22 protein-coding genes and 2 pseudogenes are annotated in these 21117 nt (G+C 70.6%); 11 read left to right on the forward strand and 13 right to left on the reverse strand.

What is annotated here, in order from left to right:
• Positions 1–106: 106 nt before the first annotated feature.
• The 3 genes from ACFVYE_RS01000 (at position 107) to ACFVYE_RS01010 (ending at position 3132) form a co-directional block, all read left to right on the forward strand.
• Positions 107–1057: a glycerophosphodiester phosphodiesterase gene (locus ACFVYE_RS01000; RefSeq protein WP_383967256.1), complete on the forward strand. Its 951-nt coding sequence runs from the start codon at positions 107–109 to the stop codon at positions 1055–1057.
• Between the two features lie 59 nt (positions 1058–1116).
• Entirely contained in the window at positions 1117–1659 is a 543-nt protein-coding gene (locus ACFVYE_RS01005) for a methylated-DNA--[protein]-cysteine S-methyltransferase (protein WP_383967258.1), read from the forward strand.
• A gap of 135 nt (positions 1660–1794) precedes the next feature.
• Positions 1795–3132: an MFS transporter gene (locus tag ACFVYE_RS01010; RefSeq protein WP_383967336.1), complete on the forward strand. Its 1338-nt coding sequence runs from the start codon at positions 1795–1797 to the stop codon at positions 3130–3132.
• Positions 3133–3136: 4 nt separating this feature from the next.
• On the opposite strand, the gene ACFVYE_RS01015 is transcribed toward ACFVYE_RS01010, so the two are convergent.
• A complete protein-coding gene (locus ACFVYE_RS01015) occupies positions 3137–3499 on the reverse strand; it encodes a cupin domain-containing protein (RefSeq protein WP_383967261.1) in 363 nt (120 codons plus the stop codon).
• A 133-nt stretch (positions 3500–3632) separates the two neighbouring features.
• On the opposite strand from ACFVYE_RS01015, the gene ACFVYE_RS01020 reads away from it, so the two are divergent.
• The gene (locus tag ACFVYE_RS01020) at positions 3633–4643 is read left to right on the forward strand and encodes a pseudouridine-5'-phosphate glycosidase (RefSeq protein WP_383967264.1); all 1011 of its coding nucleotides are present in this window, start codon (positions 3633–3635) and stop codon (positions 4641–4643) included.
• A complete protein-coding gene (locus ACFVYE_RS01025; RefSeq protein WP_383967267.1) occupies positions 4640–5536 on the forward strand; it encodes a carbohydrate kinase family protein in 897 nt (298 codons plus the stop codon). Before ACFVYE_RS01020 ends, ACFVYE_RS01025 begins: the two co-directional genes overlap by 4 nt.
• A 32-nt stretch (positions 5537–5568) precedes the next feature.
• Here ACFVYE_RS01025 and ACFVYE_RS01030 read toward each other — a convergent pair whose 3' ends face one another.
• Positions 5569–6216, reverse strand: coding sequence for a uridine kinase (locus ACFVYE_RS01030; protein ID WP_383967270.1), 648 nt, complete (start codon positions 6214–6216; stop codon positions 5569–5571).
• 79 nt (positions 6217–6295) lie between these two features.
• On the opposite strand from ACFVYE_RS01030, the gene ACFVYE_RS01035 reads away from it, so the two are divergent.
• Entirely contained in the window at positions 6296–6514 is a 219-nt protein-coding gene (locus ACFVYE_RS01035) for a hypothetical protein (RefSeq protein ID WP_383967272.1), read from the forward strand.
• A gap of 27 nt (positions 6515–6541) precedes the next feature.
• Here the strand turns inward: ACFVYE_RS01035 and ACFVYE_RS01040 are convergent, their stop codons facing one another.
• Positions 6542–7210 (reverse strand): winged helix-turn-helix transcriptional regulator, encoded by a 669-nt coding sequence (locus tag ACFVYE_RS01040; RefSeq protein ID WP_383967275.1) that lies wholly within the window; start codon positions 7208–7210, stop codon positions 6542–6544.
• 86 nt (positions 7211–7296) lie between these two features.
• On the opposite strand from ACFVYE_RS01040, the gene ACFVYE_RS01045 reads away from it, so the two are divergent.
• Positions 7297–8508, forward strand: a complete 1212-nt coding sequence (locus ACFVYE_RS01045; protein ID WP_383967277.1) for a pyridoxal phosphate-dependent aminotransferase — start codon at positions 7297–7299, stop codon at positions 8506–8508.
• A 13-nt stretch (positions 8509–8521) separates the two neighbouring features.
• The gene (locus ACFVYE_RS01050) at positions 8522–9139 is read left to right on the forward strand and encodes a peptidase (protein ID WP_389603478.1); all 618 of its coding nucleotides are present in this window, start codon (positions 8522–8524) and stop codon (positions 9137–9139) included.
• A gap of 317 nt (positions 9140–9456) precedes the next feature.
• Here the strand turns inward: ACFVYE_RS01050 and ACFVYE_RS01055 are convergent.
• The 3 genes and pseudogenes from ACFVYE_RS01055 to ACFVYE_RS01065 all read right to left on the reverse strand — a co-directional run bounded on the left by ACFVYE_RS01055 (position 9457) and on the right by ACFVYE_RS01065 (position 10816).
• Positions 9457–9542: pseudogene (locus ACFVYE_RS01055) on the reverse strand.
• A 32-nt stretch (positions 9543–9574) separates the two neighbouring features.
• Entirely contained in the window at positions 9575–10306 is a 732-nt protein-coding gene (locus tag ACFVYE_RS01060) for a hypothetical protein (protein WP_383967283.1), read from the reverse strand.
• A gap of 100 nt (positions 10307–10406) precedes the next feature.
• Positions 10407–10816: pseudogene (locus ACFVYE_RS01065) on the reverse strand (RidA family protein).
• 200 nt (positions 10817–11016) lie between these two features.
• Between ACFVYE_RS01065 and ACFVYE_RS01070 the strand changes: the two are divergent.
• Positions 11017–11529 (forward strand): DUF3574 domain-containing protein, encoded by a 513-nt coding sequence (locus ACFVYE_RS01070; protein ID WP_383967285.1) that lies wholly within the window; start codon positions 11017–11019, stop codon positions 11527–11529.
• Between the two features lie 173 nt (positions 11530–11702).
• Positions 11703–12011: a hypothetical protein gene (locus ACFVYE_RS01075; protein ID WP_383967288.1), complete on the forward strand. Its 309-nt coding sequence runs from the start codon at positions 11703–11705 to the stop codon at positions 12009–12011.
• A 33-nt stretch (positions 12012–12044) separates the two neighbouring features.
• Here the strand turns inward: ACFVYE_RS01075 and ACFVYE_RS01080 are convergent, their stop codons facing one another.
• The 3 genes from ACFVYE_RS01080 to ACFVYE_RS01090 all read right to left on the reverse strand — a co-directional run bounded on the left by ACFVYE_RS01080 (position 12045) and on the right by ACFVYE_RS01090 (position 17444).
• The gene (locus ACFVYE_RS01080) at positions 12045–13361 is read right to left on the reverse strand and encodes an SWIM zinc finger family protein (RefSeq protein WP_389603481.1); all 1317 of its coding nucleotides are present in this window, start codon (positions 13359–13361) and stop codon (positions 12045–12047) included.
• Entirely contained in the window at positions 13358–16297 is a 2940-nt protein-coding gene (locus tag ACFVYE_RS01085) for a DEAD/DEAH box helicase (RefSeq protein WP_389603483.1), read from the reverse strand. Before ACFVYE_RS01085 ends, ACFVYE_RS01080 begins: the two co-directional genes overlap by 4 nt.
• 193 nt (positions 16298–16490) lie before the next feature.
• Complete coding sequence (locus tag ACFVYE_RS01090; RefSeq protein WP_389603485.1) at positions 16491–17444, reverse strand: slipin family protein; 954 nt, start codon at positions 17442–17444, stop codon at positions 16491–16493.
• Between the two features lie 257 nt (positions 17445–17701).
• On the opposite strand from ACFVYE_RS01090, the gene ACFVYE_RS01095 reads away from it, so the two are divergent.
• The gene (locus tag ACFVYE_RS01095) at positions 17702–18049 is read left to right on the forward strand and encodes a hypothetical protein (RefSeq protein ID WP_383967338.1); all 348 of its coding nucleotides are present in this window, start codon (positions 17702–17704) and stop codon (positions 18047–18049) included.
• Here the strand turns inward: ACFVYE_RS01095 and ACFVYE_RS01100 are convergent.
• From ACFVYE_RS01100 to ACFVYE_RS01115, 4 genes are all read right to left on the reverse strand, one after another.
• Complete coding sequence (locus ACFVYE_RS01100; RefSeq protein ID WP_389603487.1) at positions 18033–18500, reverse strand: hypothetical protein; 468 nt, start codon at positions 18498–18500, stop codon at positions 18033–18035. The genes ACFVYE_RS01095 and ACFVYE_RS01100 overlap by 17 nt on opposite strands.
• Before the next feature lie 102 nt (positions 18501–18602).
• Entirely contained in the window at positions 18603–19058 is a 456-nt protein-coding gene (locus ACFVYE_RS01105; protein ID WP_383967302.1) for a DoxX family protein, read from the reverse strand.
• 110 nt (positions 19059–19168) lie between these two features.
• Entirely contained in the window at positions 19169–19864 is a 696-nt protein-coding gene (locus tag ACFVYE_RS01110; protein WP_383967305.1) for a class I SAM-dependent methyltransferase, read from the reverse strand.
• 129 nt (positions 19865–19993) lie between these two features.
• The gene (locus tag ACFVYE_RS01115; protein WP_389603490.1) at positions 19994–21112 is read right to left on the reverse strand and encodes an ADP-ribosylglycohydrolase family protein; all 1119 of its coding nucleotides are present in this window, start codon (positions 21110–21112) and stop codon (positions 19994–19996) included.
• Positions 21113–21117: the final 5 nt, after the last annotated feature.

Raw genomic sequence — 21117 nt, forward strand, 5'->3', positions numbered from 1 at the left:
CCGGTCTCACGAGCGGCGTTCACGTTGTGGCCATCCTTCGCCTGTTCCTCGTTGGGGGGCGGCTGCCACTCTCGGCCCGTCCGTAACTCTGACGCAAGGAGTACACGTGTACGCACGCACCGCAACCGCCGCCGTCGCTGCCGCCGCCCTCATGGGTGCCGGCGCGTTGCTGATGTCGACCGCTGATACACAGACCACGGGCAGGAGCACGGCCACGGCCGGGCACACGAGCACAAGCACGAGCATCCGGACCGTGAGCGCCCGGACCACGGACACGAAGCCGGGCGCCCCGGTCGTCTTCGCCCACCGGGGCGCTTCGGCCTATGCGCCGGAGAACACCCTGGCCGCCGTCGACAAGGCCGACGCCCTCGGCTTCGACTGGGTGGAGAACGATGTCCAGTTCACCAAGGACGGTGTGCTGGTGGTCGTGCACGACACCGACCTGAAGCGGACCACCGACGTCGAGGAGGTCTTCCCGGACCGCGCCCCGTGGGCGGTCAAGGACTTCACGGCCGCCGAGATCGCCCGGCTGGACGCAGGCAGCTGGTTCGGTCCGCAGTTCGCCGGAACCCGGGTGCCCACCCTCAAGCAGTATCTGGACCGGATCGAGCGAAACCACCAGAAGCTGCTGCTGGAGATCAAGAGCCCGGAGATCTACCCGGGCATCGAGAAGGAGACCCTGCGGGTGCTGAGCCGGAAGGGGTGGCTCGACCGCAACCACGTCAGGAACAGGCTCGTCATCCAGAGTTTCGGCGCGGACAGCGTGAAGAAGGTGCACCAGCAGCGTCCGGACGTCACGACCGGCTTCCTCGGCACCCCCGCAGTGGCCGATCTGCCTTCGTACGCAGCGTTCACCGACCAGATCAACCCTTCGTACACGTCGATCTCCGCCGACTACGTGACGGCGGTACATGCGCTGAAGGGCGCACACGGCAAGAAGCTCCGGGTCAACACCTGGACGGTCAACGACGCGGCGACCGCGGCGAAGACGGCGGGCTTCGGCGTCGACGGGATCATCACCAACACCCCCGATGTGGTGCGCGAGGCCACGGGCTGACAGCTCGGACGCCACGTCTGCGCGGCCCGTTGTCAGTGGCCGGTCGTACGGTGGTTCCCATGAACAGCAACGGGGTTGTCGAGTGGGCCGTCGTCGAGAGCGACATCGGCCCGCTGCTCCTTGCCGCGACCGACGCGGGACTGGTGAGCGTGGTCTTCCACGCCCGTCCCGAGGTGCGGGAGAAGGCGGTCGAGCAGTTGCGGTCGCGACTCGGTGCGGAGCCGGTGGAGAGTCCCGGCTCCGCACGGCTCGCCGAGCCGATACGTCAGCTCGCGGCGTATTTTGCGGGCTCGTTGCGGGAGTTCTCGCTCGGCCTGGACTGGTCGCTGGCCTCCGGCTTCAACCGCCAGGTGCTCCGCGAGCTGGCGGCCGGGGTGCCGTACGGGGCGGTCGTCGGATACGGGGACCTCGCCGGGCGCGTGGGGCAGCCGGGGGCGGCTCAGGCGGTCGGGGCCGCCATGGGGTCCAATCCTCTGCCGGTGGTGGTGCCGTGTCATCGGGTGGTGGAGAGCGACGGCGGACTCGGCGGGTTCGGCGGTGGCCTCGAAACCAAGCGGAAGCTGCTGGCTCTGGAGGGCGTGCTGCCCCAACCGCTGTTCTGAGTCGGTCGTGGAGACCCGACTCCCCGCGCCGGGGCACCGGGTCCGTGCGCGGCCCGGCCCGGACGGAACCCGGTTTCGTGCCTGTGTACGGGCTGGCACACTGCGCCAGTGACCAACACCTTCGATGCACCTGACATGCCCACCGGGCCCGGCCACCCCGCCGGCCGGGTGACGGCGGCCGAGCTGCCCCGACTGCGGCGCAGAACGTCCGCAGTGCTCATAGCCAGCCAGATACTCGGCGGCCTCGGCGTCCCCATCGGTATCGCCCTGGCCCCGGTCCTGGCCACGGAGGTGAGCGGCTCCGAGGCGCTGTCCGGTCTGGCCCCGACCGCTTCGGTGACGGGTACCGCGCTGCTCTCGCTGCCGCTGGCCGCGCTGATGACCTCACGCGGCCGGCGCCCCGGTCTCGTCCTGGCGTACCTGATCGGCGCGCTCGGCGCGGGGCTCGTGGTGCTGGCCACCGTCGTGGAGAGCTTCCCGCTGCTGCTGCTCGGCATGGCCGGGTTCGGTGCCGGTTCCTCGGCCAATCTGCAGGCCCGGTTCGCCGCCGCGGATCTGGTCGAGCCCGACCGGCGCGGCCGGGCGATCTCCACTGTCATCTGGGCCACGACGATCGGTTCGGTTCTGGGGCCGAACATCGCGGCCCCGGTGGGGCATGTCTTCCGCGGCACCGCGATATCGGAGAAGGCGGGCCCGTTCTTCTTCGCGGCCGGGATCTTCCTGCTGGCCGCCGCGGTGGTCGGGGTGCTGCTGCGGCCGGACCCGCTGCTCACCGCGCGGGCGCTGGCGCCGCAGGACAACGAGTCCCCCGCAGGCCGTTCACTGCGGGCCGGTGTCGCAGCGGTCCGGGCGTCCCCGATGGCGCGACTGGCGCTGGTGACGGTGGCCGTCTCGCACACCGCGATGGTCTCGATCATGGTGATGACCCCGGTCGATCTGGGCCATCACGGAGCCGGACTCCAGCTGATCGGCCTGGTCATCAGCGGCCACATCGCGGGTATGTACGCGTTCTCCCCGGTGATGGGCTGGCTGTCGGACCGGTTCGGCCGACTCGCCGTGATCGGTCTGGCGGTCGGGCTGCTCTCCTGCGCCGCACTACTGGCCGGCACCGCGGGCCCCAGCCACGGTCAGACGGCGGCAGGCCTGTTCATGCTCGGGCTCGGCTGGTCGGCCGGGCTGGTCGCCGGTTCGGCGCTGCTCACCGACTCGGTACCGCAGCCCGCCCGCGCCGCCGTGCAGGGCCTGTCGGACCTGACCATGAACACGGCGGCGGGCATCGGCGGTGCGATCGCCGGAGTGATCGTCGCCCGGGCGAGCTACGGCTGGCTGAACGCGGTCGGAGCATGTCTGCTGCTGCCGATGGCGGCGCTGGCACTGCGCCGGGCGCTCGCCCGGCCGGCCGCGCCCGATGCGCTCGCCTCGCCCGACGCAGCCGGCACACCTGCACCCACGCCACCCACCTTTGACCTCTGAGGTTTCAGAGACTGATGTGGTAGGCCTTGCGCAACGTCTCGTGCACGGTCCACGTCGTTCGGTCGCCCTCGCGCAGCACGCAGGCGTCACCCGGCCCGACCTCCAGCGTCGCCCCGCCCTCGACCACCACGGTCGCGCGCCCGCTGACGACCACGAACAGCTCGTTGGCCTCCGTGTCGGTGACCACGCCCGGCGTGATCTGCCAGATCCCGCGCAACTGCTTGCCGTCGGGCGACTCCCAGAGCACCTTGCCGGTCACCGCGGGCTCACCCGAGACGATCTGTGCGGGGTCGAGCGGTTCCGGTTCGAGCTCGGCGTCCGGAATGTGTACGGCGAACGAGGCGGGAGCTTGATCAAGTGTGGTCATGGCCGGTCACCCTAGCGACCGCTTCGGGGCGACTCGACACCAGGACCGGGAGAACATGCAGCGGGAACGGGTGATTCGGCCGGTATCCCGGCCGCACGTTTGAGGTCGATGCGCCCGCGACAGAGATGTGGACATGTCACTGAATGCGTCGCACAGCGCACACTCCTACGCCCCCGCCCTCTCCACCGAGGTACAGGCGGCCCTCGCCACGCACCACCCCGTCGTGGCTCTGGAGTCGACGATCATCGCCCACGGTCTGCCACGCCCCCGCAATCTGCAGGTCGCCGTGGAACTCGAAGGGCTCGTACGGTCCGCGGGCGCCGTGCCCGCCACGATCGCCGTACTGGACGGACGGGCCCACATCGGTCTGGACAAGGCCCAGTTGGAGCGGGTCGCCGCGGACCCGGCGATGCGGAAGCTGGGACACCGGGACCTCGCACCGGCCCTGGCGACGGGCGCGAGCGGGGCGACGACCGTGTCCGCGACGGCGTTCCTGGCCGCACACGCGGGCCTGCGCGTCTTCGCGACCGGCGGCCTCGGCGGCGTACACCGGGAGTGGACCCGGACCCAGGACGAGTCCGCGGATCTCCGGCTCCTCGCGCGGACCGGCATCACCGTGGTGTGCGCGGGGGTGAAGTCGATCCTGGACGTCCCCGCCACGCTGCAGCGCCTGGAGACGCTCGGCGTCGGAGTGCTCGGTTACGGCACCGACCGCTTCCCCGGCTTCTACCTGAACAGCTCGGGCGAACCGGTCGACTGGACGGTGCGGACGCCCGAGGAGGTCGCGGAGGTGATGCGGGCCCAGGACGCGCTCGGCGGTCCCGGTTCCGCGCTGATCGTCGCCAACCCCGTATCCGTGGAGGACCAGTTGGATCCCGCACTCCACGACCGCGTGCTGGCCGAGGCCCTCGCCGCATGCCGGGATCGCGGCATCGTGGGCCAGGCCGTCACCCCGTTCCTGCTGGACCGGCTGATGCGGGGAACCGGGGGCGCTTCGCTGGAGGCCAATCTGGCGGCCGTACGCGGAAACGTATCGCTTGCCGCGCGGATCTCCGGCGCATGGGCCGTCGCCGCACAGGACACGGCAGCGCACCGGAATGCGCAGGACGCGACATCGCACCGGAATCCGGCGGTCGGCCGATGACCGACGGCGGCCTTCTCGTCGTCGGTGACGTGGTCACGGATGTCGTGGCCCGGCACGGAACGGCGCTGATCCACGGCACGGACACCTCGGCCCGGATCCGCACCGTCCCCGGCGGCGCGGGCGCCAACGTCGCCTGCTGGGCGGCGCGTTCGGGCTGTCGCGATGTACGGCTGCTGGCCCGGGTCGGCGCCGACAGTGCGGCCTGGCACCGGGACGCGCTGCAGCGGGCAGGGGTACGTTGCCTGCTGGCCGTGGACGACGACGTACCGACCGCCACCGTCGTCGCCCTCGTCGATTCCGCCGCCGAGCGCACCTTCCTCACCGACAGCGGTGCCGTGCTCCGCCTCTCCCCCGACGACTGGTCACCATCGATGCTCGACGGCATCGCCCATCTCCATCTCTCCGGGTACCTTCTCTTCGCCGCGACGAGCCGGGCGACGGCCCTGCTCGCTCTGCGGGAGGCCCGGAGACGGCAGATCCCGGTGAGCGTCGACCCGGCTTCGGCCGGCTTCCTCGCCGAGCTGGGCGTCGACCGGTTCCTGACAGCCGTGGAGGGCACAGATCTGCTGCTGCCCAATGCGGACGAGGCCCGGCTGCTCACCGGACTCCCCGAACCGGCGGACGCCGCAGCCAAGCTGAGCCTTCAGGTACCCCGGGTGGTCGTCACGCTCGGCGAGGACGGAGCTCTGCTGGCCGTCGCGGGCGCGGTGACCCGGCGCATCCCGGCGGTCCGGGTGCGGGGTGCCGTGGACTCGACGGGCGCAGGCGATGCGTTCACCGGCGGCTTTCTCGCGGCGCACCTGTCGGGGGCGGACGACGCCTCGGCCGTGGAAGCAGGCTGCCGGTCGGGGGCGGAAGCGGTCACCACCGTGGGGGGCCGCCCCGGTCCATGACACACCCGGCCCCGTGAATCAGCCCCGGCCTGCTACCCGTCTTGCCCCCACCCGGTCCAGGCGGGGTGCAGCGGATCGTCGGCCCGTACGACCGCATCGGCGCGGTCGCCGGGCGCCACCTCGTCCTCGTACCGCGCGAAGGCGGGCAGGGTCCAGCGCTCGCTCTCCTCGGTACGCCGCCGCAGTGCGCCCGGCGACAACCGCAGATGGACACTCAGGTCGAACGGGAACCAGTGCCCCAGCAACAACGGGCCGTGCACCACCAGCACACCGCCCTCGGGAAGGAGTTGATACGGACTTCGAGTGGCCCGGTCCGTCACGGGATCCCAGAGATCGGGCAGTACCCGCCCGCTCCCGCCCGCCTCCAGCGGCCCGAACACCTCGCGCCACAGCGCGCCCGTGTCGAACCAGCTGTCGTAGTACGAGTCGGGGTCCTCCTTGCCGTACTCGTACCGAAGACTCGCCGGCCGCAGGAACCCCTGGGTGGACACGACGAGCACCGCACGCCCCCGGACCCGCAACGCCTGTGCGACTCGCCCGGCCGACTCCCCGGTACGGGCCGCCGGCGCACCGTCGACGGCGACTTTCAGCCAGGGGCCGGCGTCGGCCGGGTTCAGACCGTCGGCGTGCACGGCGAAGGCTTCGGCCAGCCGCTCCCAGGTGATCGCTTCAAATCGCACGCACCCATCATCACCCCGGCCTCGCGCGTCGGCGTCGGCCGTCCCGCCGGCGAGGTTCTTCCTCGTCGGTCCCCGCCAGGTGGTTCTCGGCCAGGCGCACCACGCGGTCGGCGAGCGGACGCAGGCCCGGTTCTCGGTCTGCGGCCGTGTCGGCGAGGCTGCCGATGTCGGCCAGCCACTGCCCTGTGACATCGTCCGGCGCAACCAGATCGGCGGCCGCGTGAACGAGGTGCTGATCTTCCGCGACGGCCCGGCGATCTCCGACTTCGGGGCATACGGGGAGACGCTCGCCGACTGACGGCCGGTGCCGACGCCGGCCCGGCGGTCACTCGCCACGAAGTTCGGCGGCGAGCGGCCCGTCGCCCGACACCTCGATACGTCCGTCCTCGACGGCCTCGGCGAATGTCAGCTCACCCTGCCCGAGCGCCAGGCAGACCTCGACGTCGAGCGCGATACGGGCATCGGCCCGGGCCGCAGGACCGTCCCCGTACACAGCCGCACCGGCCGTCGCGCCACCGGCGCGCACATGGAACTCACCCTCGTCCAGATGGACTTCTACGACTCCCGCATGCGTCAGCCCGTCCAGCGAGCGCAGCAGGGGAAGTGCGAACCAGTGTGCCCGTACCGCATCGGTGGGCCGCCGCTCGGCGAGCGCGGGCGCACCCCACTCGGCGAGCGCGGCAAGTACGGGCAGCAGCCCGTGGCCGCGCTCTGTCAGTTCGTACACCGAGGCCGCGGCGGGCGGCGGCAGCCGGCGGCGGGTGACCAGGCCGCCCTGTTCCATGTCCTTGAGCCGGGAGGCGAGGACGTCCGTACTGACGCCCGGCAGGTCGGCGTGGAGGTCGGTGTAGCGGCGGGGGCCCGCCAGCAGTTCACGGACGATCAGCAGGGTCCACCGGTCGCCCACGGAATCGAGGGAGCGTGCGGTGGCGCAGAACTGGTCGTAACTCCGGCGGCGAGCCGAGCGTGTTGCGGACTGTTGCTGACGTGGCATGCGACGCAGTCTAGACATGTTGTTGGACTTTCCAAGCCCAAGCTTGGTAAAACCAAGTATCGCAATCAGGTCGGGGAGGCCACCGCATGGAATTCCGGCAGTCCAGCAAGCTCGACGAGGTCTGTTACGAGATCCGGGGCCCGGTCATCGAGCACGCCAACGCCCTGGAGGAGGCGGGTCACAGCGTGCTCCGCCTCAACACGGGCAATCCCGCGCTCTTCGGTTTCGAGGCGCCGGAGGAGATCGTCCAGGACATGATCCGGATGCTTCCGCAGGCCCACGGCTACAGCGATTCGCGCGGCATCCTGTCCGCTCGCCGGGCAGTGGCGCAGCGCTACCAGGCCATGGGTCTGACGGATGTCGGGGTCGATGACATCTTCCTCGGCAACGGCGTCTCCGAGCTGATCTCCATGGCCGTCCAGGCACTGCTGGAGGACGGTGACGAGGTACTGATCCCGTCCCCGGACTATCCGCTGTGGACCGCGGTGGTGACCCTCGCGGGCGGCAAGGCCGTGCACTACACCTGCGACGAGGCCTCGGACTGGAACCCGGACCTCGCGGACATGGCGTCGAAGATCACCGACCGGACCAAGGCCGTCGTGATCATCAACCCGAACAACCCGACCGGCGCCGTCTATCCGCGCGAGGTCCTCGAAGGCATCCTCGATCTGGCGCGCAGGCACGGCCTGATGGTCCTCGCCGACGAGATCTACGACCAGATCCTCTACGACGACGCCGAGCACCACAGCGTGGCGGTCCTCGCCCCCGATCTGGTCTGCCTCACCTTCAGCGGTCTGTCGAAGACGTACCGGGTGGCGGGGTTCCGCTCCGGCTGGATGGTGGTCTCCGGCCCGCAGCAGCACGCCCGCAACTATCTGGAGGGGCTGACCACTCTCGCCTCGATGCGCCTGTGCCCCAACGCGCCCGCGCAGTACGCCATCCAGGCGGCGCTCGGTGGCCGGCAGTCCATCCGGGAACTGGTCGCGCCCGGCGGCAGGCTGTACGAGCAGCGCAACCGGGCCTGGGAGAAGCTGAACGAGATTCCCGGCGTGTCGTGCGTGAAGCCGAAGGGCGCGCTGTACGCGTTCCCGCGCATCGACCCGAAGGTGCATCCGATCGTCGACGACGAGAAGTTCGTCCTGGATCTGCTGCTGCGGGAGAAGATCCAGGTCGTGCAGGGCACCGGCTTCAACTGGCCGCGGCCCGACCACTTCCGGATCCTGACACTCCCGTACGCTGACGATCTCGACGCGGCGATCAGCCGCATCGGCCGCTTCCTGACCGGATACCGCCAGTGATCGGATACCCCTGGTGACCTGCCCCGCCTGCCGCGTTCCCGTCCTCACCCAGTTCGCCTCGTTCGAGCTCGTCGGCCCGATCGTGGAGGGCGGACTCGATCCGGCCACCGACCCGGCCTGGGCGGAGTCGGGAGCGGCATCACCGGCCGAGTACGCGCGCTGGGCAGGCCATCTGTGCGGTATGACCTGCCTGCGCATGGCGCTAGGCGCCGGGGCCCCGCCCCTGTTCGCGCTGCGCGACGGTGCGCTCAAGTACGGCGCGTACACGGAGGATGCGGAGGGAGTGATCCGGGGCCTGATCTACGCCCCCTTCGCAGAGTACGTACGCGAGATGCACGGTGTGGACGCCACGGTCCACCGGCATCTCTCGTCGCAGGAGATCCTCGGCCTTCTCGACGGCGGCCGGACGGTCATGGCCTCGGTCCACTACGGCATCCGCCATCCACAGCGGCCGGCTCCGGGGAGGGGCGGGCACCTGGTGCTGCTGACGTCCCGCACGGCCGACGGCACCGGCGTCCACTTCCACAACCCGTCCGGTACGACGGCCACAACGCGTGCCGCGGATATTCCGCTGCCCGACTTCGAGCGCTTCTTCGCGGGGCGCGGGGTGTCACTGCCCGCGGGCGCGTGACGAACGTCCCGGGAAACGGGAGCGGGCCCGGGGGCGTAGCCGGCCCCCGAGCCCTGAAGATGCCACCCATTCGGCACGCCGACACTTTTAAGGACCCGTGTCAGGTTTATGTCGTCGCGTCCTGCCTTTAGACGACCGCAGATCGAAGCTCTGCGGGCCGGAGTCGAACCGGCATCTCGACGCCCATGGGCACGGGCCCGATTGATTCGGCGATCGGTGGCGAATGCTGAGTCTGGAGCAAGAGTCTGAGATTGATCGCGGTCTGCCTCTGCCAGTTGGGCCACCCCGGCCCGTCCGTGTGCGCAGAACGCACAGAATGCCGGGAGGAGGACTCGAACCTCCACTGGAACCGCGTCGTCACGACAAGCTTCAGTTTCAGCTTGCGCTCCTCGCGCACCCCGGCCGAAGTGCTCCGGCCGGGGAATCCATGGTCGGTTACCCGAAGAGGTAACCGAATACCGCATCACCCACCCGCTGGTCGGTGATGTCCACGCCGTTGGCCTCCTCGCGGGCGAACTTCACGGCCTGCTGGAGCTTCTCCACCCGGTCCAGCAGTTCGTTGACCCGCCGTGCGGGGAGAGCTCCGGAGAACTTCACCGTCGTCCAGTACCCGATCGGAATGTCCTCGTAGTACACCTCGACCTGCGCCGGGTGCTTGTCGGTGGCCTCCGCCTTCACATGGTTGCGGGGCACCTTCTTCGTACGAAGAGTCCTCACCGGCTCGGTCTTCCAGGAGTCCGTCGACGGATCCTGTGTCCATGCCTCGGAGGCGTCGAGCACCGGAAGCTTGCGAACAAAGGTGTTGATGTCCGTCAGCTGCTTCTCCAGGAAGAGCAGATACGACACCGGCACCTCGCTCACGAGTACCCGTCCGTCGACCTTCACATCCGCGCGGGCCGAACAGTTCGCCCAGTCCTTCGTGGCGGTCACATCGAAGAGCCGGGTCAGGGTCGTCGCAGTCTCCCGCAGCACGTCCTCGGCCTTGATCTGCACCAGGGTCGACTCGGGCGGCAACTGCTCGCCCTCCTCGTCCTTCGGCTGATACGTCCGCGAGATCCCGGCCAGCAGACCGGTCTTCTGAAGGCCGTGATGCGCCGCCGTCAGGTCCTGGTGAGCCTTGGACTTGACGCCCTTCTCCACTGCGATGATCTGATTGAGTTTCGCCACATCGAGGAAGCTAGCAGCGCCGAGCCCCACGGAGCCAAAGGTTTTCGCGGTGCCGGCCGCCCCAACCGGGCACCGGGGTCCGGGCGTGTGGGTCGCACGCTCAGCCGGGCAGTGCCGCGGTGAGGCCGACCTCGATCAGCTGTCCGGGGAAGCCGGGCCGCGCGACGCCGAGCAGCGTGCTCGCGGTGGTGAACGCGGGCCCGATGACCGAGCCCGTGAGCCGGCGCCAGGCGGCTCCCAGGACCGTGACGTCATCGCTGACCACGTAGATGACCGACCGGACGCCCCGGAAGGGTTCGGCGCCCACGGCCGCCAGGGCGAGCAGGGCATTGGCCGCCACCTGATCGATCTGGGCATCGAAGTCGCCCGGACCCACCGGCGCGCCGCAGCGGTCGAGCGGACACTGCCCGGCCAGGAATACGGTCCCGCCCGCCTCCACCACAGTGATGTGTGATAGCCGGGCGTGGGGTGCAGCTGGTCCGGATTGATCCGGCTGATCTCCTCAGTCATGCGGATGAGCCCGACAGCCCGGGCCACGGGGCGCAGCGGGGTTTCACGGACCCGCGGGCCGACCCGTACGGGTGGTTTCCGGCGGATGCCCATGTCCTGCCGCCGTCCGGCGGGGGCCGCTTGTCACAGTGAGCCGCGCGCATCCGCGCCGCAGGCCCACGCAGACTCCGCCCTCACAGGCTCCGAACGAAGGTCCCGCCGTGCCTCGCTTCCCCCGTCTCACCAGCACGAAGGGTCTCACCGGCCCGAAGCAGCACACCGCACTCACCGCGGCCGCCGCCCTGGCCGTACTGGCCGTGGGCACGCCCGTCGCGTACGCCACACTCGGCGACGGTGTCCCCTCCGCCTCGCAGTCGGCGACATCGGCCGGCGCCGCACGCGGGAAGGCCTACATCGAGACCCGGTTGTTCTTCGGCACCGAACGTCCCGACGGCGGACCGGACGTGACTGATCGCCAATTCCTCGCGTTCATCGACGAGGAGGTCACGCCCCGCTTCCCGAACGGGCTGACCATCCAGGACGGCCGGGGGCAGTGGCGGGATTCCCACGGGGTGATCGAACGGGAGCGCAGTTACGAACTGACGCTGCTCTACCCGGCGTCCGAGGCACGCGTACGCGACGTCCAGATCGAGCGGATCCGGAACGCCTACGAGAAGGCGTACGCCCAGGACTCGGTGGCCCGGATCGAGGAGCACACGACCGCCGACTTCTGACACCGCCCATCGCCCTGCCGCGCCACTCCCCGATCACGCTGCCACGCAGACCACGCGCCCGTCATGTCGTCGATGCCGTGCTGCCTCGCTGAGGGCGGCCCCGGGGCGGTCGGGTACTGTGCCGCGGCCGGGTACCGAGACCAGTCACATGCGCGGAGCAGGGAGCTGTCCACATGGGTGCGCCGATACGCCACTACACAGCCATGACGCCCAACGGTGAGGTGTTCACGGTCAATATGGAGCGGGACTTCCGGTACGACCCGTACCGCGACTTCCTGGTCTGTGCGCACTGCGGCTGGTCGCCGTCGCTCCTGACCATGAAGAAGATCATCGACATGGCCGGGGAACATCTGGCGTCCGCGCACGGCGCCGACCGGGGACTGTCCCAGCAGGAGAACGAGTCGTTCCGGAAAGCGCGGCTGATCGTGCTGCCGATCGTCGTCGTGCTGCTGATCGGTCTCTTCGTCCATCTGCGGAGTTGAGAGGCTGAGGGCCGGTCCGGGGCCGGCCGGGGGTCAGCCTCCGCTGAGTTCCATGAGTGCGCCCACCGGGTCGGAGTCCGGGGTGGCGCGGGGCCACCAGTCGTCCTCGCCCGGCTCGGATTCGTAGCCGTACCAACGGCCGTCGTGGCCGAAGCGGAGCTGAAGTGTGCCGCTGGGGTGCGTGAGGTGGTTGCGCCAGGGTTGGAAGCGGGGGAAGTCGGCGGCTGCGAGCGCGGGGCGGGCGCGGTCGAAGGGGCCGGCCGGAGGATCCCAGGGTGTTTCGAGAACGGCCAGTCCTTCGGCGCCGCCCTGGCGCCAGGCCGCGACGGCTCGGGCCAGGTCGGTGGGGGTGCGGCCGGTGGCGTACGCCAGCTCGCGGTAGAGGGCGCGGGTGGTTGCGGTGAGTCCGGCGGTGGGGCGGGACGCGGCCAGCCGTACCGCGTCCTGCCAGGAGGTGAGGCCGGCGAGCGGGTCCAGGCCGGTGGTGAGGAGCGTGTGTGCACGGGACGCCGCATCCGTGGCGAGGTGGTCGAGGGCGAGAGGGTCGCGGGCGCCGGGCAGGCTCGGGTACGAGGGTGGCTGCCCGGGATGCGGCAGGACCGGGAGCGGGGCGGGGAGGGGCGGGAGGTAACGGTCGGCGAGGGCTTCGCGGGCCGGTACGGACGGGGTGGCAGGGGCCGTGGGGCGTTCCCGGGCGGAGTGTGCGGCGTTACGACGGCCCAGCTCTTCGAGGAGTTCGCGCTCGCCCCTGCCGCGCAGCAGCAGAAGGACGAACGGGTCGGCGTCCAGGAGACGGGCCATCTGGTAGCAGAGGGCGGCCACATGTTTGCAGGGCCAGCCGTGGTCGGGACAGGAGCAGCCGGGGTCGAGATCGCCCGCGGCGGGCAGCAGTCCGACACCGGCCTCGGCCGCCGTGTCGACCAGCGAGTGCGGCATCTCCTTGGTGAGCAGCGAGGCGAGGTGACCGGGGCGGGCGGCGACCGCGTCCAGGAACGTGTCCCAGTCGGCGTCGGTGAGCGAGCGCAGACGCAGCTCGGCGCGGTAGGGGCGGGGGCGGCTGCCGTGCACGTAGGCGACGACCCGTCCGGGGGTGACGGTGATCGCAGCGACCTTGCCGCTGTCGGCGTACGTACGGCCGCGGGAGAGCCGTCCCTCGTCCATCGACAGGGACTCCAGGGCGGCCACCCAGGCGCGGCCCCACCAGCTGTCCGCGAAGGGTTCGTCGCCGTCGGACGTGCGGGGCGGCACGGCCTCGAAGGTGCGCCGCAGATCGTCGGGGCCGGGGCGCGAGCGTGCGACGGGACGGGGCTCGGGGCGGGCGTACGAATGGGGCCGGGGACGGGGGCTCATGACGGCCTCCGGAGCGAGACGAGATCGGCCAGGTCACGATCGCTGAGCTCGGTCAGCGCGGTCTCGCCGGCGCCGAGGACCGCGTCGGCCAGGACCCGCTTGGCCCGCAGCAGCTCGGCGATCCGGTCCTCGACCGTGCCTTCCGCGATCAGCCGGTGGACCTGCACGGGTTGCGTCTGGCCGATGCGGTACGCCCGGTCCGTGGCCTGTTCCTCGACGGCCGGGTTCCACCAGCGGTCGTAGTGGATGACGTGGGCGGCCCTGGTGAGATTCAGTCCGGTGCCCGCCGCCTTGAGGGAGAGCAGGAAGACCGGGACCTCGCCTGACTGGAAGCGGTCCACCATCCGTTCCCGCTCGGCCACCGGCGTGCCGCCGTGCAGGAGTTGAGAGGGGATGGCGCGCGAGGCGAGGTGGGCGGAGAGGAGCCGGGCCATCGTCACGTACTGGGTGAAGACGAGGACGGAGCCGTCCTCGGCGAGGATCGTGTCGAGGAGCTCGTCGAGCAGGGCGAGCTTTCCCGAACGGCCGACGAGGCGGGTCGGTTCTTCCTTCAGATACTGCGCGGGGTGGTTGCAGATCTGCTTGAGCGAGGCCAGCAGCTTCATGATCAGACCGCGGCGGGCGATGCCTTCCGAGGCTTCGATGAACGCCATCGTCTCGCGGACCGCAGCCTCGTAGAGCGTGGCCTGCTCACGGGTGAGGAAGACGGGGTGGTCGGTCTCCGTCTTGGACGGCAGCTCGGGGGCGATGCCCGGGTCCGACTTCTTCCGGCGCAGGAGAAAGGGCCGGACCAGCCGGGAAAGCCGCTCGACCGCTTCGTCGTTGGCGAGCCCGGCAGCCGTCCCGGTGTTCTCGACGATACGGGCGTGCCGGGCCCGGAACGCCTTGAGGGGGCCGAGCAGTCCGGGGGTGGTCCAGTCGAGCAGGGCCCACAGCTCGGAGAGGTTGTTCTCCACGGGGGTGCCGGTGAGGGCGACTCTGGCCGGGGCCGGGATGGTGCGCAGCGCCTTCGCCGTGGAGGAGTGCGGGTTCTTCACGTGCTGGGCCTCGTCGGCGACGATCAGTCCCCAGGTGTGGCCGGCGAGTTGCGCCGCGCTCGAACGCATCGTGCCGTATGTGGTCAGGACGAAGCCGCCGTCGGGTTCGTCGAGTGTGCGGTCGGTGCCGTGGAAGCGGCGCACGGGCACGCCGGGGGCGAAGCGGTTGATCTCCCGGTGCCAGTTGCCCAGGAGGGAGGCGGGGCAGATCACCAGGGTGGGCGCGGGGTGGGCACGGTGCAGATGGAGGGCGATGAGGGTGATCGTCTTGCCCAGGCCCATGTCGTCGGCGAGGCAGCCGCCGAGGCCGAGTGAGGTCATCCGGTCCAGCCAGGCGAGGCCGCGCAGTTGGTAGTCGCGGAGCGTGGCGTCCAGGCCGGGCGGTGGGGCGATGGTGGTGTCGTCGGCGGTGATGCGGGTACGGAGTGCGGCCAGCGCTCCGACGGGCACCGCTTCGACCTGTTCGCCGTCGACCTCGGCGCTACCGGTCAGGGCGACGGCAAGGGCGTCGACCGGATCGAGCAGGCCGAGCTCCCGCTTGCGCGCCTTGCGTACGAGCGCTGGGTCGACGACGACCCACTGGTCCCGCAGGCGCACCACCGGCCGGTGGGCTTCCGCGAGAACGTCCATCTCCGCCTCGGTGAGCTGCTCTTCGCCCAGCGACAACTGCCAGTTGAAGGCGAAGAGCTGCTCGGCGTCGAAGAACGAGGTGCCGTCGGTGGCCGAGCCGGGAGCGGGTCGCACGACGGCTGCGGCGGTGAGGGAACGGACGAGCTCCCTGGGCCAGTGGACGCTCACCCCGGCCGCGGCCAGCCGGGCTCCGGCGTCGCCCAGCAGCTCGTACAACTCGTCCTCTTCGAGTGCGAGCACGTCGGGCACCGGCTGGTCCAGCAACCGCTCCAGCGGTGCCCAGACACGGGCGGCGCGGCGCAGTGCGAGCACTGCGTCGATCCTGGCCCGCGGGCCGAACGGCTCCCCCACCCCGCCGAGCCACAGTGCGGCGGCGTCGACAACATAGGTCGGGTCGGCCAGGCTGTGCACCTGGGTGATGGCCGCGGCGGCGTGCCGCGCGGCGCCGGGACGGGCATCCGCGGCCGTACCGGAGGCCCAGTCGTCGTCGGAGGCGTCGGGGGTGTCGTACGTATCGGCCGTGTCGAAGAGTTCGTACGCCGACAGGTCGAGACGCAGCGAGACCCGTACGCCCGCATCGAGCCCGGCCGCGACCTCGACGGCCCAGTCGCGGGCTCCTGGCAGATGCTGGGCCTCACGGGCTGCAAAGGCCGCACCCATCGCGTACGCCGCGGCGGGTGTACGGGGCAGGGCATCGGCAACCGCGTCGAGGAACGCCCCGATCAGCCACTCCGGGTCGGGGACTTGAAGTGGTGTGCGATCCGGGAGCGGCACCGCGTGCCCCTCGACCGGCATGGCGGCCGCGATCGCCCGGAGATGGGCGATGTCCTCGGCGTCGCGCGGTCCGGCCCGCCAGGCGTCGTGGTCGTCGCCCGTCAGGCCGGGGAGCAGCCTGCCGCGCGCCACCAGGTTGAGCGCCTGGAGTGCGGCGGCACCCCAGCAGCGGGTGGCGGGGTGGGCGGACTGCTGGTGCCGGGCGCGGGCCAGCAGTGGCAGGGCATCGGTCACGGGCAGCAGGACGGCGGGCACCGTACGCCGACGGGCGCCGTCCTGTTGTCCATGCCGACGGACGACGGTGATCTCTGTCGAGGTCGGACCGGGTGTCCAGTCCTCGGAGTCCGCGGAGTCACCCGGCTCCGGGAGGGGGCCGCCGTCGGGATCCCAGAAGGCGACGCGCCCGTCCCGCGGCAGCGATGCGGGCAGGAAGACAGCGGCACAGCTCAGGAGGCGGGCAGCGGACGCGTCCAGCTGATGTTGTGCCGTGGTCATCGGTCCCCCCTCCCGTCCCGCCCTGATCCTCTTGATCGTCTTGATCCTTATGACTCCTGCGAGTCTAGGCGGGGGGTCTGACAGCCGGTCGCGCACCCGCATTCCAGCAGGTCAGATGCGATACAGGCCTTGATACTGCCTTGCCGACGGGCCGACTGGACCGGCCCGGGGGCAGGGAACGGCGCGGTTCGGCTCAGTGCCTGGCGAGCGGCTTCGGGCGAGGGGGCCGCGCGGGCGCCGTGCCCGCGGGGACAGCGGGCGCGGAAGCGGGAGGGGGCGCGGGCGCCACGGACGGCTGCGGCTGCGCCTGTGCGGGGCGCTGTGCCTGTGCGGGCTGCTGCGGCGGCCGCACGGTCTGCTGCGGCTGCGTCACCTGCTGCTGCCCGGGCTGCTGCGCCCGCTCCAGGAAGCGGAGCAGCTCCACCGGGAACGGGAGCACCAGCGTGGAGTTCTTCTCGGCCGCGACCGCAACCACCGTCTGCAGCAGGCGCAGCTGGAGCGCGGCCGGCTGGGAGGACATCTCCTTCGCCGCCTCGGCGAGTTTCTTGGAGGCCTGAAGCTCGGCGTCCGCGTTGATGACGCGGGCTCGCCGCTCACGGTCGGCCTCGGCCTGACGGGCCATGGAGCGTTTCATCGTCTCCGGCAGCGAAACGTCCTTGATCTCCACCCGGTCGATCTGCACACCCCACCCGACCGCTGGGCTGTCGATCATGAGCTCAAGGCCCTGATTCAGCTTCTCGCGGTTGGACAGCAGATCATCCAGATCGCTCTTGCCGATGATCGACCGCAGTGAGGTCTGTGCCATCTGCGACACCGCGAACCGGTAGTCCTCCACCTGGATCACGGCACTCGCCGCATCGACCACCTTGAAGTAGATGACCGCGTCCACCCGCACCGTCACGTTGTCCCGGGTGATTCCGTCCTGGGCGGGCACCGGCATCGTCACGATCTGCATATTGACCTTGCGCAGCCGCTCGATGCCGGGGAGCACCATGGTGAAACCGGGCCCTCGCACATCATCACGGAGCCTGCCGAGCCTCAGTACGACGCCCCGCTCGTACTGCTTGACGACCTTGGCCGCCGCCGCCGTGTACAGCGCGCCCGCCGAGGCCGCCCCCACTATTGCGATTACGAGCTCCTGGACCATGACGGCCCCCTGAACGCCGGAAACATCTGAAACACCGAAATCAATCGCTATTACCACGGTATGCCCAGTATCAACCGATATGAACATAGATCCGAGGCTCACCCGGTACGACTGTCGCCCGGCCGGCCGCGCACCGGATGCCGGGCCACCGGGGAGCAGGCAAGGTGACCAGCGTCAGCACGTTCTCCGTGGCGCATGCGGCTGTGGCGTACGCCGTGCTGACGGATGAGCCGGACGAGACAGACGAGGACCCGCCCATGCCCGTGATCGATCACCGGCGCCGCCGTCTCGGCATCGCAGCCGGGACCGCGCTCCTGACCCTCACCGTCGCAGGCTGTTCCGGCCTCGGCCGGACCGCGGTCGGGCCGATCATCTACACGACCGAGCGGGACGCCGTGATCATGGTGAACAGCCCTTCGGTGAAAGGCTGCCACCCGCTTGCTCCCGCCGGCGCCAAGGAAGTGAGTAATGGCACCCTGATCGACATCATTCTGTACCGCACACCCAACTGCACCGGTCCGGGTACGACGTACCTCGCGACCACGTTCAGTGACGTCAACGGGGCGGGCGCCCTGCCGTGGCGCAGTTTCAGCACGGTCCACTGACCGGCCGCACGCGGAGCGGAAAGCCGCTGAAGGGTGTCCGCCGGCGCTCGGTGCCGAAGTTGATGGAGCCGGTCTCGGCGGCCTGGATCACCGGGCCGCCGATGCCGGGCGTCCCGCTGATCGTGTTGTGCACGTCGCCCGCGGGTGCCGACTCGGTGAGGGTGGCGCGGAGCTCGTCCGCCGCCTGCGGATCCGCGGCGAGCCTGCGGCGCAGCCGTGCGCGCCATTCGGCCTCGACGTCCCCGGCCGGCGGGTCGTCGCCCTCGTCCCGCGCGGCGGTCAGCTCACCGCGCGAGGCCTCCAACTCGCCGGTCACCACCGCCTCTTCCTCGGTCGTCGCTCCGTTCCGCGCGAAGAAGGCCACCAGCCGTTCGCGCACCTGGCCCCAGGAATCGGCCACCATGTGCTGCACGAGCGCCGTTGCCACCGATGCCGCCAACTCGGCTTCCACCGAACCTCCTTCGACCGTGGAGTACACGCCGTCGGCTACCGCCGTCCACGTCGGCGGCCCGGCACCGAGCTGCCGACGTGGACGAGAGCCGCTCCATAGCCGCTACGCACGCCTTCGGACGAGCGCGACCAGTTCCGCCGTACGCGCCCGCCGCTCCCGGGCAATCAGGACGAGCAGCACGATGAGCAGCGCCGGCATGATCGCGTTCACCCGGTCGAGCAGCGTCAGTTGGACGATGGAGGCGCCGGCCATCAGTCCGCAGAAGGCCATGGCCGCCACTCCTGCCAGGACCGGGATCAACAGGGCAATGGCCCCTGCCATCTCCAGCCCTCCGATGGTGTACATCGCGGCCTGGTTCCAGCCCATCCGGTCGAAGGACTCGATCGCCGTCTCATGGGCGATCAGCTTGGCGAATGCGCTGAACCCGAAGAACAGGGCAAGTACGACGCGTGCGGCGGTCAGCGCAACGGCCCCGCGGCTGCGACCGCCTGCTCGATTGTCGGAAGAGGTGGCAAGGGCGGCAGCGGGGGTGCTCCGGACCGGTGTGCGCTCGGACATCAGGGTCTCCTCGGGAAAGCTTCGCATGGTGTTGCCCACGAAGAGATAGACCGGTCCGCGGTCCGGAACTCATCGCTTCCCGGACCGCGGATCTCCTTCGCTCCGAGGAGCTACTTCGGAAGGGCCCGAACCCAGACCCCGTCATCCGTGAGATACCGGTCGACGGTCAGACCCGCCGCGTCCAGGTACCCCTCGAACTGCTCCTTCGACAGCTCCCGCGCCAGGAATGTCTGGGTCCATCGCGCATCGTCGAAGAGGTACTCGGCATGCACCGAGTTCACCCCGTCCCCCACGGGCTCGGCCGAGACGATCCGTACGGTGCAGCCGCCCGGATCGACCCGTTCCCGCGGCAGGTCGGTGTGGTAGTCGGCGCCCTCGCGCTGGATGAGTACGACCCCGCCGTCCTTGACGTGGCGCCGGCAGGCACGCAGCATCCCGTCACGCACCCGGTGCTCGCTCGCGTGCACGAGGAACGACGCCAGCATCACCACGTCGAACGTCTCGTCACCGAGGTCCAGCGACTCGATGGGGCTCTGTACGGTGCGGGCGCCGCGGATGTGCTCCAGCATCTGTGCCGACTCGTCCACGGCGGTGACGTCGAAGCCTCGCTCGATCAGCGGATGGGTCACCCGGCCCGCCCCGCAGCCCAGTTCCAGAATGCTTGCCCCGGCGGGTACGGCCGCCGCGATCACCTCCGGTTCCTCGCCGACGGACAGCCGTCTGTACAGTTCGACCGCGCAGCCGTCCGGCGTGATCGCGCCGGGGCCCGTCCCTGAATATCCCTCACGCACCAGTCGTCCGCTCATGTAGAGCCGAACGAACGGACGCCGATGGCCGTTCCTGACACGCAGTCTTCCCGTCACACCGAGCGACAGGCGACCAGGGCGGCGGTGACGCGCCGACAGGTCGTCGGTGCGCAATGTACGGGCCGGCCGTCAGTACGCCGGGTATCGGTCGGCCGGCCACACGACGGCGTGCTCGAACTCCACGCACAGATCGTCGGCCACCTCGGTGATCACCGCTCGCCCTTCGGTCGCCACCAGCCAGGACGGCGGAAGGTGTACGTCCCCGTGGCGCGCGCCGAGCAGATTGCCACAGACCGCACCGGTGGAGTCGCTGTCGCCCGAGTGGTTGACCGAGAGCAGCAGCGACTGGGCCACCTGATCGGCACCCGGCAGCACGAGGGCGCAGTACACGGCGATGGCAAGGGCCTCCTCGGCGACCCAGCCCGCGCCGAGCTTCTCCACCTTCTCGGCCCTCGGCTCGCCCTCGGCGGCCAGGTCGACGGCCGCGCGCAGCGCCGCCGTCGTCTCCTCGTGCCCCGGGTGGCGGCCCAGCAGTTCCATGGCCCGCAGCACCGCACCCGCCATCGAGTCGCCGTCCAGAAGATGGGCGACGATCGCGGCGAATGCCCCGGCCGCATACGCACCGGTCGGGTGGCCGTGGGTGATCTGCGCGCACCAGTAGGCGAGCCGGAAGCCCACCTGGGCGTCCTCCCCCACCAGTCCGAAGGGGGCGGACCGCATCACCGTGCCGCAGCCCTTGGACCCGGTGTTGACGGGACCGGGCTCACCGAGCCGCCCCGTCGGTTCCGGGACGTGGCCGGTCGCGAGCCCCGTCAGGCAGGCATTGCCGGGGGCCCGGCGCGCGTACAGCCAGGGCTGCTGTCTGAGCCAGCCGGTCCGTACCGGGTTGTCGGCTCCGCCGGCCGGCGGAGTGGGGTGGTTCTGGGTGTCCAGCCAGCGCAGATAGGCGTTCCGCACGATCCCGATCTCGGCTCCGCCGATACCCTTCGACATCGCCCGGGAATGGGCCCTGATCAGCCCTTCGGCCGTGAACAGGGTCATCTGCGTATCGTCCGTGACACGTCCGACGACCCCCTCCTCGTCCGCGACAAGTCCTTGCACACCGTGTTCACCGTGCGCGCGACGGATACCGGCGAGCGAAAGGAACTCCACCGGGTTCCCCAGGGCGTCCCCGACCGCCCCGCCCAGCAGACAGCCCCGGACCCTCGCCCTGCGGCCGGTACGGTCCCCCCACGATGTGCCGTTCACGCACG

Origin of the sequence: Streptomyces sp. NPDC058239, from assembly GCF_042882185.1 — a bacterium.
Lineage (GTDB): Bacteria > Actinomycetota > Actinomycetes > Streptomycetales > Streptomycetaceae > Streptomyces.